This is a genomic window from Pedobacter sp. KBW06 (genome assembly GCF_003852525.1).
GTDB lineage: Bacteria > Bacteroidota > Bacteroidia > Sphingobacteriales > Sphingobacteriaceae > Pedobacter.
This window is the reverse complement of the sequence record NZ_QAJL01000001.1, coordinates 183,658-205,362: the sequence shown is the minus strand read 5'-3', so window position 1 is coordinate 205,362 and position 21,705 is coordinate 183,658. Positions and strand designations below refer to the sequence as shown.

The 21,705-nt window shown below is 50.0% G+C and carries 1 protein-coding gene (only partly in view); it reads left to right on the top strand.

The window, feature by feature from the left end:
- Positions 1-21,705: the 3' portion of a non-ribosomal peptide synthase/polyketide synthase gene (locus DBR43_RS00785; RefSeq protein ID WP_124576988.1), read on the top strand. Its footprint begins 12,123 nt before the window's first position; the window shows 21,705 of its 33,828 coding nt (coding positions 12,124-33,828); the start codon falls outside the window, past its left edge; the stop codon is at positions 21,703-21,705.

Genomic DNA, 21,705 nt, shown 5'->3' with positions numbered 1-21,705 from the left:
TACGGACTCAGTCCGCGTGATTTGTTCAGCTGTCAGACCATTGCTGCACTTGCAGCATTGCTGGAAGTACAGGAACAAAGTACGGTCAAAGCAGAACAAGGACAACTGAGCGGAGAAAGCGGTTTATTACCGATCCAGCAATGGTTTCTGGATTCAGAAATTGCAGATCCTTCCCATTATAACCAGCACCTGGTCTTTGCCGTTGAAAAGCACATCAGCCCGGCAGAACTGGAACTGGCACTGAAAAAATTATTGCGTCATCATGATGCTCTGGGCTTTGCTTACCATCAGGAAGCAGGAAGCTGGCAGCAGCGTTATACCTCGGCCGGTCTGGAACTGAAAGTGGTTCCGGCAGATCAGGAAGCTGATTTTTCGGCCTTACTTGCTGTCGAACTGGAAGTTTTACAGGAAGGAATGGACCTGGCTCAGGGAAAACTGGTACAGGCAGCTTTATTGCTTGCCCCGGATCAGGAAGAGGCGAACCGCTTATTGCTGGTGATCCATCACCTGGTGGTGGATGGAATCTCCTGGAGGATTCTTAGTCAGGATCTGGAACAACTGCTGCAACAGCAAAATCAAACAGTGGAAGAAGTCCTTGGGCCGAAAACAAGTTCTTTCCGTCAATGGCATTCCGCGCTGGGCGATTATGCGCAAAGCAGCCGTTTGCGCAACCAGGAGGCTTACTGGAAAAAGAACAGTCAGGCTCCTGCGCCGATACCTACAGACCATGATTTTGACGGACCGGTCAGGATCGCCGATGTCAGGACCCATATCGGGAAACTGAACAGTCAGGCTACGGCACAATTGCTGAAAGAAGTGCCCAAAGCTTACCATACCGAGATCAACGACATTTTATTATGTGCACTTGCAGAAACACTTTCTGCGCACAACAACAGCAATACGGTATTGCTGGGAATGGAAGGGCATGGCCGGGAAGACCTCCATGCGGAGCTGGACCACAGCCGCACGATAGGCTGGTTCACGAGCATGTTCCCTGTTTTACTTCAGCTGGAAGCGGAAACAGATCCGGGATCACAATTGAAAAACATCAAAGAACAACTGCGTCAGATTCCGGATAAAGGAATCGGATATGGTGTCTTGAAATATATCAGCAAAACGGAGTCCCTGCAAGGCAGGGATCCATGGGAAATCCTGTTCAATTACCTTGGACAGTCGGGCAATGCCGGTGCAGCCGGACTGTATACGAGCCCTCAGTGGGACCAGTTCGGTTCATCCGCAGGAAAAGATGTGGAGCTGCAGGGAAAACTGGCGCTAAACAGTATGGTCATCGAAGGTGAATTGCTAATGTACTGGAGCTATAGCCCGCTTCATTTTGAGGAAGCGAGCATTGCCCGTCTTGCGGCAGATTACCTGCTGCGCCTTGAAAACCTGATCGGGCATTGTCTGGACAGGGAAATCCCTGCTTTCAGTCCTTCTGATTATGGCCTGGGCGGATTGCTCAGCTATACTGAGCTGGATCAGTTTCTGGATGCCAGCCATCAGGGAAGGGCAAGAAGGGAACAGGTGGAAAGCATTTCCAGGTTAAGCGGTTTGCAGGAAGGAATGCTGTTCCATAGTTTATATGATCAGCAATCTGCCGCCTATGTGCAGCAGTTTTCTGCGGAACTGAATGATGCGGATATCAGTTTGTTCATCGCCAGCTGGCAACACCTGCTGAAAACACACAGCATCCTGCGCAGTGCATTTTACCATGATGTTTTCCAGGTACCGGTGCAATGTGTGTATGCAACCGCAGAGATTCCGGTAAGCTTCCTGGACTATACGATGCTTACGGCTGAGGAACAGGAACTGGCCGTTAAGCATTACAAAGGAGAAGACCTGAACAAAGGTTTTGACTTTAGTACGGCGCCTTTAATGCGCATCGCAGTGATGCAGCTGGAGGAACAACGTTATGTGTTCTGCCTGACCCATCATCACATTTTACTCGATGGCTGGTCCATGCCAAATTTAATGGAAGAACTGCTGAACAATTATGAACAGCTGTCTGACGGAAAGACCTTGTCGCTGGTTAAAGAAGACCGTTATGAGGATTATATCCGCTATATAGAACGACAGGACAAAGCCGCTGCGGAACGCTACTGGCAAAAATACCTGGATGGATTGCAGGAAGCTACCTTATTGCCTTTCATCAGCAACCAGTCGGAAAGGACCAAAGGCCATGGGGAATACGGCGATGAAATGCTTCATTTCGATGCCGCATTTACTGCCCGCCTAACACGTTATGCCCAGCAAAACAGGGTGACGCTGAATACCTTAATGCAGGGTGTCTGGTCTTACCTTCTTTACCGTTATACCGCGCGTACAGCCGTTTCATTTGGTGTGGTGGTATCCGGAAGACCTGAAAATCTTCCCGGTGTAGAAACCGCAATTGGAATGTACATCAATACTTTACCTTTCCATGGGAAGATCAGTTTAACTGAAAATATCAGCAATAGCCTGCAGCAGATCCAGTCAGAACAACTGGAAAGCAGGGGCTATCAATACAATAGCCTCAGCGAAATCCAACGCTTGTCGGGCGTTACCGGCGACCTGTTTGATACACTGATGGTGTTTGAAAACTATCCGGTCAGCAAAGCGCTTGAAGCACAGCCATGGCGCTTAAAGATGAGCAATGTGGATGTTGGCCAGCAACATACCAATTATCCGCTCAGCATCATCATCATTGCCGGAAGCGAAATTACCATCGACTTCAACTACAATAACCTGTTATCAGCTGCAGATGTCAAATCCATCGCCGGTCATTTTTCAGCAGTGCTGGAGCAAATGACCGCTTCGGAAGGCCTGACATTTGCAGATCTGGATATTTTCAGCGCAGCGGAAAGAAAGCAGCTGTTACAGGATTTTAATGCAAAAAGCATCTCGGCATTGCCGTCAACCGGTGTGGTTGCCCGTTTTGCAGCAGCAAGCGCAGTGGCGGGTTTAGCTCCTGCAATTGTTTGCGGAAATAAGCTGCTCAGCTATCAGGAACTGGACGAACAATCTTCCCGTTTGGCACATTACCTGCGTGAACGTGGGGTAGGTCAGGATGTACTTGTTTCGGTATGCCTGGAAAGGTCAGCGGCAGTGGTCATCAGCATGCTGGCGATCCTGAAAGCCGGAGGGGCCTATGTTCCGATTGATCCGGGTTATCCTGCAGAGCGGATGCTGTACATGCTTTCGGATAGTGGATCAGGTTTGCTGATCAGCAATCAGCAATTGCTTTCCCATCTGCAGGTTCCTGAAGGTGTGGTATTGCTGGATTCTGATGATTTTGAGCTGCTTACCGCAGGATATCCGCTAACTGCTCCTGAAGTGCAGATCAGCCTGTCTGACCTGGTTTATGTGATTTATACTTCCGGCTCTACCGGTTTACCTAAGGGCGTGGAAATCACTCATGCGGGGCTTTCCAACCTGTTGAGCTGGCATTTGGAACGTTATGAACTGAACGCGCAAAGTGTAAGTACCGCAGCGGCAGGAATTGGTTTTGATGCTTTTGGCTGGGAAATCTGGCCAACATTGGTGGCGGGGGGAAGCCTGCACATCATTGACGATGAACTGCGCTTGTCGCCCTCAGGATTGGTGGATTATTACGAACAGGCAGGGCTGACGCACAGCTTTTTATCTACTGTGCTGATTCCGGAATTTATTGCGGAAAGCAGGGGGCGTACCCTGAGTTTAAAATACCTGCTTGCGGGTGGAGACCGTTTATCGGCGATTTCACTGGAAGGATTGGGGTATAAGATCATCAACAATTACGGACCAACGGAAAACAGTGTCGTGACGAGCAGTTACGAACTATTGGCAGAAAATAGCGAACTGGCACCTCCAATCGGAATTCCGGTAAGCCATACCCAGGTATATATCCTGAATGCCGCCAACCAGTTGAGTCCGGTTGGTGTTGCAGGAGAGCTTTGCATCAGTGGCGCCGGACTGGCAAGGGGTTATTTGAACCGTCCGGAGCTGACGGCCGAAAAGTTTGTGCCAAATCCATTCTTTAACAGATTTGCTGCTGATGGGGAAACTGCGCTTCTTCAGGATGTTACTTTTGACGGTCAGTTTTCTTCTGATCAACAGGAATACAGCCGGATGTACCGGAGCGGAGACCTTGCGCGCTGGCTGCCGGATGGCAATATAGAATACCTTGGCAGGATCGATGACCAGGTGAAAATCCGTGGTTACCGCATCGAGCTGGGCGAAATTGAAAACGTATTACAGCAGAATGAACTGGTCAGACAAGCCGTAGTATTGGCGCGTCCGGATCATCGCGGAAATAAACAACTCGTTGCTTACCTCATATCCGAAGGAGAGTTTAACCGGGAAGCATTGGTAGACTTCCTGAAAGCACGTTTACCGGAATATATGGTTCCTGCGTTATGGGCAGTGCTGGAGAGATTCCCGCTGACCAGCAATGGTAAAGTAGACCGGAAAATGCTGCCGGAGGTAGATGGAAACGACACTTTAACAGAACAATATGAAGCCCCAAGAAATGCAACAGAACTGGCCCTGGCCGGCATCTGGGAGGAATTGCTCCATGTAGAAAAGGTGGGCATCCACGATAACTTCTTTGAACTCGGTGGAGATTCTATCATTACCATACAGGTGGTGAGCAGGGCGAAACGTGCGGGTTATGAATTCCAGCCAAGAGACCTGTTTGTCCATCAGACCCTGGCCAGACTTTCCGCTCAATTGGAAAATTCGGCCTTTAAATCCATCAGGGGAGAACAGGGGCTGTTGAGCGGGGAAAGTGATTTACTTCCGATACAGCGATGGTTCTTTGGAGAGGCCACACAGGTCAGCTCACATTTTAACCAGCACCTTTTATTAAATATTGCTAAAGATACCGCTGCTCCTGTACTGGAAAAAGCGATCAAAGCACTGATCCAATACCATGATGCGCTGAGGTTTAGCTATCAGCAGGGGCCGGATGGCTGGATACAGTCGTACGGAACATATGAAGGGGAACTGGAGCTTGCAGACCTGCGGGGTGTGGCTCAGGATGAGCTTGCGGAAGCCATTACCGCAGAAAGCAACCGCTTACAGGCGAGCCTGGACATTGAACGAGGCATTTTGATTCGTGCGGTCCTGATGAAGACACCGGAAACGGAGTCCTTTGACCGCCTGTTGATCGTGGTACACCACCTTGCCGTTGACGGGGTATCCTGGAGAATCCTGCTGGACGACCTGGTCCTGTTACTGGAAGGACCTTCGGAAAATCCGGTTTTAACTACAGCCAAAAGCTATGCTTACCGCCAATGGGCTCAGGAACTGAAGGCTTATAGCCATCGCCCTGCGCTCCTGGACCAGGAAGCCTACTGGAAAAACACCACCACGCAATACCTGCCGTTAAGAACAGAAACAGAGGACTTCAGTCCGGTCAGCTCCGGCGATACGGCCAGCCATATCCTGAAGCTCGATTCAGGGCAAACTTCCGCTTTATTACAGGAAGCACCGAAGGCCTATCATACCGAGATCAATGACATCTTACTGAGCGCACTGGCCCTCACTTTAACAGAATGGAATGAAAGTACCCGAATCTCCATCGGCCTGGAAGGCCATGGCCGTGAAGACCTTTCAGAGCTTGCAGACATCAGCCGCACCATTGGTTGGTTTACAGCGCTGTATCCGGTATTGTTAACCATCGGTACCGAAAAGGGAGCTGCCGATGTCCTTAAAAACATCAAAGAACAACTGCGTCTGATCCCTGCAAAGGGGATTGGCTACGGGGTTTTAAAATACATCAACCAATCTTCATCCCTGCAGGGCAGGAATCCATGGGATGTCGTTTTCAACTATCTCGGACAGGTGGACAATGCTGCAGCCGGAGCCGGACACCTGTCTATCGCCACAGAAGACGCTGGTGCTTCGGTGGGTAAAGATTTTATTTTCCAGGACAAGCTGGCGGTCAACAGTATGGTCCGCAACGGCGAGCTGATCATTGACATCGGCTACAGCAGGAAACATTTTACGGCCGGAGGAATTGAACAGATTGCTCAAACCTATCTCCGTCATTTGAATGCGCTGATTGACCATTGTGTTTCGGTCAGCAGCCCGGTTGCTACGCCTTCCGACTATGGATTGGCTAAAGTGATGACCTATCAGGAACTGGACCGCTTCTTCGAAGAAACGGAGCAGGGTAAAAAAAGAAGCACCCTGATCGATCGCCTGTATCCTTTAAGCGGCCTTCAATCCGGGATGCTATTTCACGGACTTTATGATGCTGCCGCCGGAAATTATGTGGAGCAGTTCAATACCGTGCTGACCGCCGTAGATGAACCACTCCTGATGCAAAGCTGGAACTGGGTGATGCGCAGGCATACCATTCTGAGAAGTGCTTTCTATTATGATACTTTTAACATTCCGGTACAATGTGTGTATAAAGAACTGAGCTTACCGGTATCTGTTTTTGATTACCGTCACTTAAATGCTGCGGCACAACAACAGGCCCTGCAGGAATATGCCCAGTCAGATCGCCTGGAAGGTTTTGATTTTACGCAGCCTCCTTTGATGCGCATTTGCCTGACACGTCTGGATGCACAAAGGACGCATATGCTCTGGAGTTTCCACCACATCTTACTCGATGGCTGGTCGGTACCGGTCTTATTACAGGAATTGCTGGAAGCCTATGAACAACTGACGGGCGGAAATCCTTTGCCTTTGCTCAGGGAAGACCGTTACGAAGATTACATCCGCTTCCTGCAGCAGGACGATCAGGGAAAAGCCGAAAACCATTGGCGAAATTACCTGCAGCCGGTTCAGGAAGGAAGTTTACTGCCTTTTGTCAGCAGTACCGCCGACCGCAGTAAGGGAATCGGAACCTACCGTCTGAAAGAAAGGGTTATCGGCAAAGAAACAACGGCCCTGCTATCTACCTATGCACAACGCAACCACATTACCCTGAACACCTTAATGCAAGGGGTCTGGGCCTGTCTTTTGTCTCATTATACCGGTCGCCCGGACGTCGTTTATGGCGTCACCGTATCGGGAAGGCCGGAAGCTTTAGCAGGAATTGAACAGGCAGTAGGGATGTACATCAATACCTTACCACTGTTTGTTAATGTGGCTGATCACCCGCTTTCAGAATGGTTCCGGTCAATCCAGACGGAACAGCTGCAGAACCGAGAATACCAATATACCCCTTTAAATGAACTGCAGCGCCTGGCGGCAGTAGAGGGAGAACTGTTCGATACCTTACTGGTATTCGAAAACTATCCGGTAACGGAAGTATTGGAAGGCCGGAAATGGAAACTGAAAATGGATGATGCTTCCATTACTTCACAGACCAATTATCCTTTATGGCTGGTGATTATGGCCGGATCAGAGATCCACATTCGTTTTGAATACAACAGGGAATTACTGGATGAACGTCAGGTCAGCATGATTTCAAGACATTTCGAACAGGTCTTACTGCAACTGGCTTCAGGAACAGCAGTCAGCCCGCGTTCATTGGGCTTGCTCAATGCAACTGAACTCCGGGAAATAGAAAGCTTCAGTCAGAAAACAGTGGACTATCCCGAAGAACTGAGCTTTGTAGATTTATTTGCTGCACAGGTGCTCCGGAGCCCGGAAGCCACAGCAGTGGTGTATGAGCAGGAATCCCTGACGTATCAGGAACTGGAAGAGCGGAGTAACCAGCTGGCGCATTACCTGATTGCCAAAGGCATTCAGAAAGGGGCTTTGGTACCGCTATGTATCGAACGCTCCCTGAATATGATCATTGGCCTGATGGGAATCTTAAAGGCCGGAGCGGCCTATGTACCGATTGATCCGGATTTCCCGGCCGACAGGATCAGCCATATGCTCAACGATACCGGGGCTACGATTGCCTTGAGCAGCGCTGCTTGTCGTTCTTTATTGTCGCTGGCCGATGACCAGGTACTGAGCCTGGATTCGGACCTTGATTTATGGAATACTTATCCGGTTCATGCACCTTCAACAGGGCTCACTAAAGATGACCTGGTTTATGTGATTTATACTTCCGGAAGTACGGGGAAATCGAAAGGGGTATTGCTGAGCCACCACAACCTGTCTGACTACCTTGCAGGTTTACAGGATGCGCTTCCAATTCTGGAATGCCGTTCTTTCGGACTAATGTCCAGCATTGCCACTGACCTTGGAAATACGGTGCTGTTCAGCGCATTTCTGAATGGTGCTGCCTTGCATGTGTTCTCCAAAGCAGCGGTCAATGACCCGGATGAGTTGAAAAATTACCTTTCTCAACATCCGGTAGACTGTATTAAAATTGTGCCTTCGCACTGGAAAGCGCTTTCTACCCCTGATTTTATGCTCCTGCCCGAAAAGCTGCTCATCTTTGGAGGAGAGGCCCTTTCGAGAGCACTCGTTCAGAAGATCAGGCTATCAGGAAGCAACTGTATGGTGGTGAACCATTATGGGCCTACAGAAACCACGATCGGTAAACTGCTTCATGTGGTGAAAAATATTTATACCGATCAGGAGAATATCCCAATCGGGAAACCTTTTTCAAATACCAAAGTTTACGTGGTCAATGCCAACGGACATTTATGTCCGGTAGGTGTGCCGGGAGAACTGCTGATCGGTGGTGCCGGTGTTGCCAGGGGCTACCTCAACAACGAAAGCCTGTCTGCCGAAAAATTCATTGCAGATCCTTTTGCAGCGGATAGTGGCATGCGTTTCTACCGCACGGGCGATACCGTGAAATACCTGCCAAACGGAAACATCATGTTCATTGGCCGGAACGATGATCAGGTGAAGATCAGGGGATACCGCATAGAGCTTGGTGAAATTGAAACGGCCTTAAGGGCTGCTGAACTGGTTGATCAGGCTGTTGTCCTGGCAAGGGCGGATGAAGCTGGAAACAAGCGTTTGGTGGCCTACATTGTGCCGAAAGGGACTTTTGATAAAGAAGGGATCCTGGCTTACCTGAAAACGAGGTTGCCGGATTATATGGTTCCAATGCTTTTTGTGGCTTTGGAAAAACTTCCGCTGACAGCGAATGGAAAGGTAAACCGGCGGGCATTGCCTGAACCGGATGTCAGTTCTCTGCTCGTTGGTGACTATGTGGCGCCACGTAACGAAACGGAACAGGCCCTGGTTGTGATCTGGCAGGAAGTATTGCGACTGGACAAAATCGGGGTTCATGACAATTTCTTTGAACTGGGCGGGGATTCGATCATCACGATTCAGGTGGTCAGCCGTGCCAGACGCAAAGGATATGAGCTGAATCCTAAAGATATTTTTACCGCGCAGACCGTCGCACGTTTGTCGGCACAACTGGCGGTACAGCAAAGCGCAACAGTCGATTCAGAACAAGGATTGCTGTCGGGCGATAGTGGTTTACTGCCCATCCAGCAACGTTTTCTGCAGGCAGAAAATCCGGCGAGGTCTTATTATAACCAACAGCTGAGCTTCTCTGTGGCTAAAACTACGGACCTGGAAAATCTCGCAGCTGCGATAAGTGAACTGGTCAGTTACCACGATGCGATCCGCTTTGCGTATTTGCAAAAAGAAGGCCAATGGACCCAGACTTATACCGGTGTATTGCCGGAGCTGGAGCGCATTGACCTGCAATCCCTGGATACAGAAAACTTCCATAAAGAAGTAGCAGCGCGCATCCTGGAAAATCAGGAAAGCCTGGACATTGAAAAAGGTATTTTATGCAGGGCCTTGTTGTTTCAGTCGCCGGAGCGTTTGGACGCACATCAACTGTGTTTCATTATTCATCATTTGGCGGTGGACGGTGTTTCCTGGCGGATCCTCTCTGAGGACCTGGAACTCCTGTTGCAGCATGCCGGACAACCGGCATCGGTGGTGCTGGGTGCCAAAACCAGTGCTTACCGGCAATGGCATGATGCGTTAAGGCAATATCGTGAAGGGAAAAGATTTGCTGCTCAGCAAAGTTATTGGGAAGAGATCAGCAAGGCTTTTGTGCCATTGAGAAGGGATCTTCAGCCTGAGAGAGATGGCCTGAATGAAAGAAATCATCAGCCCCAAGGACAGATTTGTCTGGGAGAGATGAACAGCTATAAAATTGAGCTCGATCCGGTGTATACCGGTCAGCTGTTGAGGGAAGCTTCAAAAGCCTACCGCACGGAAATCAACGACATCCTGCTCACGGCATTGGTGCTGACTTTGGCAGAATGGAACAACACTGCAAAGGTATCTGTGGGACTAGAAGGGCATGGCCGTGAAGACATTGCCTCCAATATAGACCTCAGCCGTACGGTGGGTTGGTTTACCACGATCTATCCGGTACTCCTGGAAGCAAAAGAAGGACCCGGCGATACACTGAAACAGGTGAAAGAAACACTGCGGCAAATTCCGGATAAAGGTCTGGGATATGGCGTATGGAAATACATGGGCGATCATTCTGCAAAAGAAGATAAAGATCCATGGGATGTCTTGTTTAATTACCTTGGACAGTCGGGCGCAGGCCCGCGTTCCGGAAAATTCAGTCATGCGGAATGGACTTCATTTGCTGCCGCATCGGCGGAGCAAACCCCGGTTAGTCAGCCTTTATCGGTTGCCGGAATGATTCCTGACGACAGCCTGCAGCTGTATTGGAGCTACAGCAGCAAACATTTCAATCCGGAAAGTGTGGAAGGACTGGCTGCTGCTTATCTGAAACATTTAAAAGCCATCCTGGACCATTGTGTGGCGCAGGAACTTCCAACAGCCACACCTGCCGATTTTGGATTGGGAGGGCTGGTCAGCATTGAAGAACTGGATCGCTTCCTGGAGGAAGATTTTGAAGGAAAAGCACGCAAAACTGAACTGGAAAGCATTTACCGTTTAAGTGGTTTACAGGAAGGAATGTTGTTCCATGGTTTGTTTGACCATACTGCGCATGCTTATGTAGAGCAGTTTTCCGGAGAATTGTCCGGACTGAGTGTGGATGCCTTTATCGGCAGCTGGAACCATTTGCTGAAACAACACAGCATCCTGAGAACTGCTTTCTATACCGATGCCTTTGCCATTCCGGTACAGGCGGTCTATAAAAATATAACTGTTCCGCTGACCTTACTCGATTACCGCGATAAAACTAAAGCAGAACAGCAACAGGCCATTCTGGACTTCGAAGCCGCAGATTTAATACAAGGGTTTGATTTCAGCACTGCACCATTGATGCGCATCTGCCTGATCCGCCTGAATGACCAGCAGCATCACCTGTGCTGGACCTATCACCACATCATTCTGGATGGTTGGTCTATGCCGGTATTGATGGATGGTTTACTAAAAAATTATGAGTTGTTGCTGGCGGCTAAGCCATTGCCATTGCCTCAGGAAGACCGTTACGAGGATTACATCCGCTATACGGAACAGTCTGATCAGGAAAAAGAGGAAACTTACTGGAGAAATTACCTGTCCAAAGTTTCGGAAGGCAGCTTATTGCCATTCATCAGTTCTACCGCCGACCGCAACAAGGGGATCGGAGATTACCGGACCCATGTATTGCAGTTAGACGCAGACATCCTGAACCGTTTGTCGCGCTATACCCAACGTCAGCGCATCACGATGAATACCCTGATGCAAGGGCTCTGGGCATACCTGATCCACCGTTATACCGGACAGGAACAGGTCACTTTCGGGATTACCGTATCCGGCAGGCCTGACCGTTTACCGGGGGTAGAACGTGCCGTGGGGATGTACATCAATACTCTGCCTTTCCACATTGCGGTATCCGGACAGGAATCCGTATCGGAATGGTTGCAGTGCATCCAGAAAGAACAATTGGAAAGCCGGGAATTCCAGCACCTTTCCTTAACTAAAATCCAGCGCTGGGCCGGGGTTTCGGGCGATTTGTTTGACAGTTTACTGGTCTATGAAAACTATCCTGCACATCCTGAACCTGGACATGCGCTCAGTCTGAACGTAGAAAATTTCAGAAAAGAACAACATACCAATTATCCGCTTACCGTAGCGGTGATGGTGGCCGCAGAAATTACGGTATACTTCAGCTATAACAGCTCCCTGCTGGCAACCGCCGATATGGAAGCCATCTCCGGACATTTCAAGGAAGCATTGCAAGCCATGGTGGCCACTGATGGCCTGCGGTTAAATGAAATCGAAATACTTTCTGCTGCACAGCGGCAGGAATTGCTGGAAGACTTCAATGGAAAAAGCATTTCAGCATTGCCGGAGGAAACGGTGACTTCGCTTTTTGCAAAGGCCGCCGCGCTATCGCCTGGGCATCCTGCTATTGTTTATGGAAATGCAGTGCTCAGCTATCAGGAACTGGACGAACAATCTTCCCGATTAGCGCATTACCTGCGTGACCGTGGGGTAGGTTCCGGTGTGCTCGTTGCAGTATGTCTGGAAAGATCTGCTGCTGTGATCATCAGCATGCTGGGCATCCTGAAAGCAGGAGGGGCCTATGTTCCGATCGATCCGGGTTATCCTGCAGATCGGATCGGATACATGCTTTCCGACAGCGGGTCTCAGCTGTTGATCAGCAACGAAGAGCTGTTTGCCCATCTTGAAATTCCCGAAGGGATTGAAATGCTGGATTCCGCAGATTTCGAAGCTTTTACTAATGGATATCCGGTAACCGCACCAGAACAACCGATCAGTTTGGCTGACCTGGTTTATGTGATCTATACTTCCGGTTCTACCGGTTTACCTAAAGGGGTGGAGATTACCCACGCCGGTCTTTCCAACCTCTCAGGCTGGCACCTGGAACGTTATGAGCTGAACCAGAAAAGTGTGAGTACTGCTGCCGCGGGAATTGGTTTTGATGCCTTTGGATGGGAAGTCTGGCCAACATTGCTGGCCGGAGCAAGCCTGCACATTATTGATGATGAACTGCGCTTGTCGCCTGCCGGTCTGGTCAATTATTACAGCCGTGTAGGGGTTACCCATAGCTTTTTATCGACCGTGCTGATTCCGGAATTTGTTGCGGAAAGCAGGGAACGGGAGCTGGACTTAAAATACCTGCTTGCTGGTGGAGACCGTTTATCGGCCATTTCACTGGAAGGATTGGGCTATAAAATTGTCAACAATTACGGACCAACAGAAAACAGTGTGGTGACAACTAGCTATGAACTGCTTGCAGAAAATAGTGAACTGGCACCTCCAATTGGGATTCCGGTGAGTCATACCCAGGTGTATATCCTGAATGCCGGAAATCAGTTGAGTCCGGTTGGTGTTCCCGGAGAGCTTTGCATCAGTGGCGTCGGACTGGCCAAAGGTTATCTGAACCGCCCGGAACTGACTGCCGAAAAGTTTGTACCAAATCCTTTCTTTAAAGAAGGAATTTTGGAGGAGGTAAGTTCTCTTCTTCAAGATGTTCCATTTGACCAACAGCTTGCTCTTGATCAGGCCGCCTATAGCCGGATGTACCGAAGTGGAGATCTTGCACGCTGGTTACCGGATGGTAATATAGAATACCTTGGCCGGATCGATGACCAGGTGAAAATCCGTGGTTACCGTATTGAGCTGGGCGAAATAGAAAACGTCTTACAACAAAGTGATCTGGTAAAACAGGCTGTGGTATTGGCCCGTCCGGATCATCGCGGACATAAGCAACTGGTTGCTTACCTGATCCCTGAAGGAGACTTTAACCGGGAAACCCTGGTGGAATTCCTGAAAGCACGTTTACCGGAATATATGGTTCCTGCGTTATGGGCGGAGCTGGAGAAATTCCCACTGACCAGCAATGGTAAAGTAGACCGGAAAATGCTGCCGGAGGTAGAAGGAAATGATACCTTAACAGACCAATACGAGGCACCGAGAAATGCAACAGAACTGGCCCTGGCCGGGATCTGGCAGGAGCTGCTTCAACAGAAAAAAATAGGCATCCACGATAATTTCTTTGACCTTGGCGGGGATTCCCTGCTCGCAATGCGCATGATCTCTGCAGCGCGAAAAATATTACAGACAGAAATTGCCGTCAAGACCCTGTTTACCTATCCTGATATTGCCCGTTTGGCTGCTCATCTGGAACAACAGAAACCTCAGGTAATCAGAGAAAGTATTGAAAAACAACAGAGACCGGAGCACATTCCACTCTCCTTTAATCAGGAAAGGCTTTGGTTTATTGACCAGTTGGAAGGCAGCATCCATTACCACATTCCTGCAGCATTAAGGCTAAAAGGTTACCTGAATACTTTTGCCCTGGAACTGGCGATCCGCCAGATCGTGAACCGGCATGAAGTCCTGCGGACCGTGATTCTGGAAGAAGATGGTATAGCCCGTCAGGAGGTCATGGACATGGATCTATGGCAAATGGAATTCATAGAACTGACGGCAAAGGAGCAGGAAGATGCGACTTTATTGCCTGCATTGCTTGCTGAATTTACGAACAAGAGCTTTGACCTGGCAACAGATCATATGCTGCGTGCCCGCCTGATCTTACTGGGCGAATGGGATGCGGTACTGATCCTCACGATGCACCACATTGCTTCCGATGGCTGGTCGGTATCTATTCTGGTCAATGAACTGGCGGCCTATTACGAAGTCTTCTCCAGCGGAAAAATTAAAGAATTGCCTGCACCGCAAATTCAGTATGCAGATTTTGCCATCTGGCAGCGGAAGCACCTCACACCGGAATTACTTGGCAGGCAGCTGAATTACTGGAAAGCACAGCTCAAAGGGGCAGAAGCCCTGCAGCTGCCAACAGATTTCCAGCGTCCATCCTTGCAAAGTAAAAACGCTGCGGTTCATTCTTTTGAAATCTCTACCGGATTGCTGGAGCAATTGCACCTGATCTCACGTCAGCAGGAAGTAACGCTGTTCATGACCTTACTTGCGGCATTTAAAGTCCTGCTTTCCCGTTACAGCGGACAAACAGACATTTGCGTGGGGAGTTCCATTGCCGGAAGAGGACAAGAGGAAACAGAAGGGCTGATCGGCTTTTTTGTGAATACCCTTGCTTTGCGCAGCGAGTATGCCCCGGCAAACTCCTTCATTGAGTTCCTGCAGCAGCTGAAAGAAACGACGCTGAGCGCTTATGAAAATCAGGAATTGCCATTTGAAAAAGTGGTGGAAGCTGTGGTCAAAGAAAGAGACCTTAGCCGCACACCTTTATTCCAGGTGATGTTCGAATTGCACAATACGCCGGAAGTACCGGAACTGAGTCTGGGAGAACTGGAACTGAGCACCGAGAAAGTGGATACCGCTACTGCACAGTTCGACATGACGGTCAATATGCTGGAAAATAAAGGTGTGTTGACCGGCCATATTACCTATTGTACAGACCTCTACACCGGGGCAACGATAGAGAAATTCAGCAGACATTTCGAAATGCTGCTGGAAGCGGCAGTACAAAATCCAATGCTTCCAACGGGAGAACTGGAAATGCTGGACCGCAAGGAAACAGATCAGTTATTCGGGCAGTTCAATGCTACCGAAACTGCGTATCCGCATACGGAAACCGCCATCAGTATTTTTGAAGCACAGGTGGTGCTGAACCCGGATGCGAAAGCGATCGTTTTTGAAGATCAGGCATATACTTATAAAGAACTGGACGAACGTGCCGGTCAGCTTGCCCGTTACCTGAGTGATAAAGGGATTGGCAGAGACAGCCTCGTTCCGGTTTGTCTGGAGCGCTCCGAACAAATGGCGGTGGCCATTTTGGGCATCATGAAAGCCGGGGCGGCCTATGTGCCAATTGATCCTGCTTATCCTGCAGAAAGGATCAGCTTTATGCTGGAAGATACCCGGGCCACAGTGGTGCTCAGCAGTGCTGAACTGAATGCTTCGACCGAAGCCTTTGCGGGCCTGGATGCCGTATTGATCGATAGCGATTGGGCACTGATCCAGGGCTTTGAAAACCAGGCCCCTGTGCACATTGCAGCACCCGGAGATCTGGCTTATGTGATTTATACTTCCGGTTCTACCGGAAAACCAAAAGGGGTAATGATTGAACATGCAGGGATGTTGAACCACCTGTATGCGAAGATCAATGAACTTCAGCTCGATAAACATACGGTAGTTGCCTTTACTGCATCTTATACCTTTGACATTTCTGTATGGCAGTTGTTTTCGGCTTTACTCGTTGGCGGTACAACGGTGATTTATTCTTCCGCACAATTATTGGAACCTGCAGCACTGATCGGGGCGGTAGAGCAGGATGGGATCACCATCCTCGAACTCGTTCCTTCTTACCTGACGGCTGTTTTGCAGGAGAACATTTCCGCTTCCCTGCAGCAGCTGCGCTACTTACTTGTAACGGGTGAAGCGGTAAGCCAGCCTTTACTCGCGCAATGGTTTGCCCATAAAAATTATGGCCGGATTCCGGTAGTGAATGCTTACGGACCAACAGAAGCTTCCGACGACATTTGTCACCACATCATGTGGGAGGCTCCGGAAAGGATCAATGTACCTGTCGGCAAGCCCGTGCAGAACATGCGGATTTACGTGCTTTCCGGCTTCGGACAATTGTGTCCGGTAGGGGTTCCGGGAGAGATCTGTGTGAGCGGGATCGGCGTGGCGAGGGGTTACCTGAACCGCCCTGACCTGACGGCTTCCCGTTTTGTATCCTGTCCCTTTGAAGCTCCGGAAAACCGGATGTACCGGACCGGAGACCTTGGCCGCTGGCTTCCGGACGGGACCATAGAATACCTTGGCCGGATTGATGACCAGGTGAAAATCCGTGGTTTCCGGATTGAGCTTGGAGAGATTGAAACGGTGATTCAGCAGGCAGCAGGCATCATTCAGGCCGCTGTAGTGGTGAAAACAGATGAAAGCGGTAACAAACGTCTGGTAGCATATGTAGTCAGCGAAGCGGAATTCAACAGAGAAGAAACGGTAACCTGGCTGAAGAGCCAGCTGCCGGAATATATGGTTCCGGGTTGGTTTGTGGCGATGGATCAGCTGCCTTTAACAGGCAACGGCAAGATCGACCGCAAGAACTTACCTGAACCGGAACAGGCGCTTGTACAAAGCCATACCTATGTGGCGCCGCGCAATGAACAGGAACAGCTGCTTGCCGGAATCTGGGAAGAGCTGTTACACCTGCCGGAGGTAGGGATTTACGACAACTTCTTTGAACTTGGGGGAGATTCGATCATCACCATTCAGGTGGTGAGCCGTGCCCGCCGTGCAGGTTTCAACCTTCATCCTAGAGATTTGTTCCAGCATCAGACGATTGCAGGTTTATCTGCCCGTTTGTCGACGGAGGTTTTGGCCGCCGCATCGGGAGAACAGGGAAAACTGGAAGGAACGAGTGGATTGCTGCCGATTCAGCAGCATTATTTTGAATCTGCTGCTCCGGATTTGTCTCATTATAACCAGTCGGTCCTGCTGAAAGTAAGGAAAAGCGTAAATCCTGAAAAACTTTCTGCCGGGATCAGTCAGCTGGCGGCCAGCCATGATGCTTTAGGCTTCCGCTATATCTGGACGGAAAAAGGCTGGGAACAAGCGTATAGCCAATATACCACCGCACTGGAGGTCACTGATTTTTCTGCACTTTCTGCAGGGGAGTTACATCAGGCAATTGAGGCACACAACGATGCTCAGCAGGCTAGTCTGGACCTGGAAAAAGGATTGGTGTTCAGGGCGGTATTGATCCTGACACCGGATTCCGACGCGGATAACCGCTTGTTGCTGGTGATCCATCACCTGGCAGTAGACGGGGTATCCTGGAGGATCCTGCTGGAAGACCTGGAATTGTTGTTGAACGGAAATTCGCTTCCGGCTTACAAAACCGCTTCTTACCGTCAGTGGCATCAGGCATTAGTTGCCTATGGCAACCGTAAAAAAGTACAGCAGCAACTGAGTTACTGGGCTTCGGCACAGGCGGCTGTTGGTTCATCGGCATCAGCCGGGGCACTTAAAACGACCTGCAACTGGAGGGGAATCCTGACTAAAAAAGACATCGCATTGCATCAGGTAAGCCTGGATGCAGAGCTGACCCGTCAGTTGTTACAGGAAGCCCCACGTGCTTACCATACCGTCATCAACGACCTGTTGCTTTCTGCACTGGCCTTAACCCTGGCCGGATGGAACGGAGATTCCCGTGTGGTGATTGGTCTGGAAGGCCATGGCCGTGAAGACATTGCCGGAACGATGGACATCAGCCGCACGGTAGGCTGGTTTACGAGTCTGTATCCGGTATTGCTGGACGTTTCCGGATCCGAAGACACTGCTGCTTTATTAAAGAATTTAAAAGAACAATTGCGTCAGGTTCCTGATAAAGGACTTGGATATGGGGTCTTGAAATACCTGGATAAAGCACCAGTTTTACAAGGCAAAGACCCTTGGGAGGTAGAATTCAATTACCTCGGACAGCTGGATAACCTGGTGAGCGAAGCGGAAGAAACCTTACTTTCCGGTGCTGAGGAATCATCAGGAAAATCTATTGCAGAAGAACATCCGGTAAGGGAACTGATTTCTGTGAACAGCCAGATTCAGGGCGGGGAACTGCAGATGAGCTGGAGCTATAGCAGCCGGCATTTCGATGCGGAAGCCATCGCCAGCCTCGCAGCAAATTACCTGAACCATTTAAGGGAGCTGATCGGCCATTGCGTTGCCGTAGCTGAGCCTGTTTTTACCCCTTCAGATTACCATTTGGGAGCAGAGATCAGCAATGAAGAACTCGACCAGTTCCTGGATGCGGAATACCAGGGCGCATCTCGCCGTTCACAGCTGGAAAGCATGTCCCGTTTAAGCGGCTTACAGGAAGGAATGCTCTTCCACAGCTTATACGATGACCAGGCGGGTGCCTATATTGAACAGTTTACCACGATTTTAAACAACCTCGATACCGCAGTCTTTGCCGACAGCTGGACGGTACTGCTCCGACGCCACAGCATCCTGCGCAGCGGTTTCTATACCAATGAGTTTAAGATCCCGGTGCAATGTGTGTATACCCATGTAGAGGTTCCGGTAAGCATTCTGGACTGCAGCATGATGAGCGATGAGGAGCGCGACAATTACGTTCGTGATTACGAGCAGACCGATCGCCTGGATGCTTTTGACCTGAAAGCTGCTCCACTGATGCGGATCCGTCTGATCCGTTTGAATGAAAACCGTTACCGCCTGTTCTGGACCTATCACCATGTGTTACTGGATGGCTGGTCGCTGGCGGTATTGCTTGGAGAACTGTTACAGGTATATGAATCGCTCATTAGCGGGCAGGCCTCGCTGCCTGTTGCGGAAGACCGGTACGAAGATTATATCCGTTACATGGAGCGTCAGGACGAAGAAGCGGCAAGCGGATACTGGCAGCAATACATGAACGGACTGGATGAAGCGACTTTATTGCCTTTCATCAGCATCACTGCAGACCGTACCAAGGGAATAGGTGAGTTTAAAGACAAAAACCTGTTCCTCGACATGGGCATGACCAGTCGTCTGACCCAATACGTTCAGCGCCATCACATCACCCTGAATACCCTGATGCAAGGGGTTTGGGCCTACCTGTTGTCCCGCTATACCGGGCATCAGGACATCAGCTACGGCGTCATTGTTTCCGGCAGGCCGGACGACCTGAACGGCGTAGAGCAAAGGGTAGGGATGTACATCAATACTTTACCGCTGCGTGCTTCTACCGCGAATGCGCCTGTGATCCCGACCTGGCTGCAAGCCATCCAGGCCGATCAGATCAACAGTCGCCAGTACCAGTACAGCAGCCTGAATGAGATCCGCAGGTGGTCTTCGGTATCAGGCGAACTGTTCGATAGTTTACTCGTTTTTGAGAATTATCCGGTTGATAAAGTCTTCTCTGCACAATCCTGGAAGTTAGAAACCGAAGGATTGAGCATGAACGAACAAGGCAATTATCCGCTGAGTCTGGTGATTGGCACGAGCGATGAAATCAACGTTACTTTTAATTACAACAGCAGCCTGCTGGATACGGCTTATGTAGAAGCCATGGCAGGTCATTTTCATGCGGTATTGCTGGAAATCCTGCAGCATGAAAAAGGAACGCTGAACGATATCGAAATCTTGTCGCCCGCAGAACGCAGGTATCTGTTGGAAGACTGGAACGATAACCATTTTGATTATCCTGCAGACAAAACGATTACTGATCTTTTTGAAGCACAGGCCTTGCGTACGCCTTTGGCAACAGCCCTGGTTTTCCGGGACAGCCGCCTGAGTTATGCGGAACTGGATGCACGTACCAACAGACTGGCCCATCACCTGATCAGCCTTGGCGCGGTCAGGGATATGATGATCCCTTTGTTTATCGAACGTTCTGTAGAAATGATGGTCGGCATCCTGGCCATCATGAAAGCCGGAGCGGCTTACGTTCCTATACTTCCGGATTCTCCGGCAGAACGGACAGCCTATATCCTGGCAGACCTGAAAGCATCGCTGATCCTGAGCAGCAATGAAAGTGCGGGTAATTTACCTGAAACAGGTTTACCTGTGCTGTTACTTGACGATCCGGAAGCGGTGTGGAACAGCTGCCCGGATTCCAGTCCGGCGATAGCTAAAAATTCTTCAGACCTGGCCTATGTGATCTATACTTCGGGTTCTACCGGATTGCCGAAAGGGGTGCTGGTAGAGCATGGAGGGGTGGTCAACCTGCTGACGTATCTGACCGGAAAATTCGGGGCAGATGAGCATGACAACATCCTTCAGTTCTCGAACTATAATTTCGATGCTTCGGTAGAACAGATCTTCCTGGCGCTATTTAATGGAGGTACAGTGGTACAGCTGGATGAAGAAACACGTTTGAACCCATCTGCACTGGAAGCCCTGCTGATCAATGAAAAGATCAGCCATATCGATGCGACCCCGGGATTCCTGGAAACAATGGCTGCCGGTAATTACGGCGGACTGAAAAGAATTGTTTCCGGTGGAGAATACTGCCGCGTTTCACTGGCCGAAAAATGGAAACCTTATGTGTCCTTTTACAATGAATACGGGCCAACGGAAACGAGCATCGTGGCCATCAGGTATGAATATCCGAATGACATACCTCCACAGGAGGGGGTACCGATCGGCCGCGCCGTAGGCAATACCAGGGCTTACCTGCTGGACGACCTGCTGCGCCCTGTTCCTGCGGGCGTATCCGGCGAGCTTTACATTGCCGGCGTACAGGTGACCCGAGGTTACCTGAACCTTCCCGAACAGACTGCGGCGACTTTCCTTAGTGATCCTTTTGTGAGCGGCGACAGGATGTATAAAACCGGAGATATCTGCAGGCTGCTGCCAGATGGGAACCTGAGTTATGTTGGACGTAATGACGACCAGGTGAAGATCCGTGGCTTCCGTATAGAACTCGGAGAGATCATCAATGCCCTGGAGCAATGTCCGCAGGTGGCACAGGGAACAGTGGTCTTAAAGACCGATGATTCCGGTCAGAAACGCCTGGTAGGTTATGTCGTTCCTGAGGGAGGAGACTTTAACCAGGAGGAGCTGACGGGCTTCCTGAAAGGACGTTTGCCGGACTATATGGTGCCTGCCCTCTGGGTGGTCATTCCGGAGATGCCGCTGACCGCCAATGGTAAGATCGATAAGCGAAGCCTGCCGGAACCGGATGTGACCGTCCTGACGGCCAGTGCTTATGTTGCCGCTCGGAACCAGACGGAAGAACTGCTGACGGAGATCTGGAAAGAGCTGCTGGGATTAAATCAGATTGGGATTTACGACAACTTCTTCGAGCTCGGCGGACATTCACTGCAAGTGATGCGCATGATCTCGGCGATCCGGAAAACCTTTGGTACCGATGTCAGTGTAAGGACCTTATTTGAGCTCAGCACGATAGATAGCCTTGCGAAGTACATTGACCTTCAGCAGGATGACCTTGCCGATGAAGACGCCACAATTATAGAACTGTAA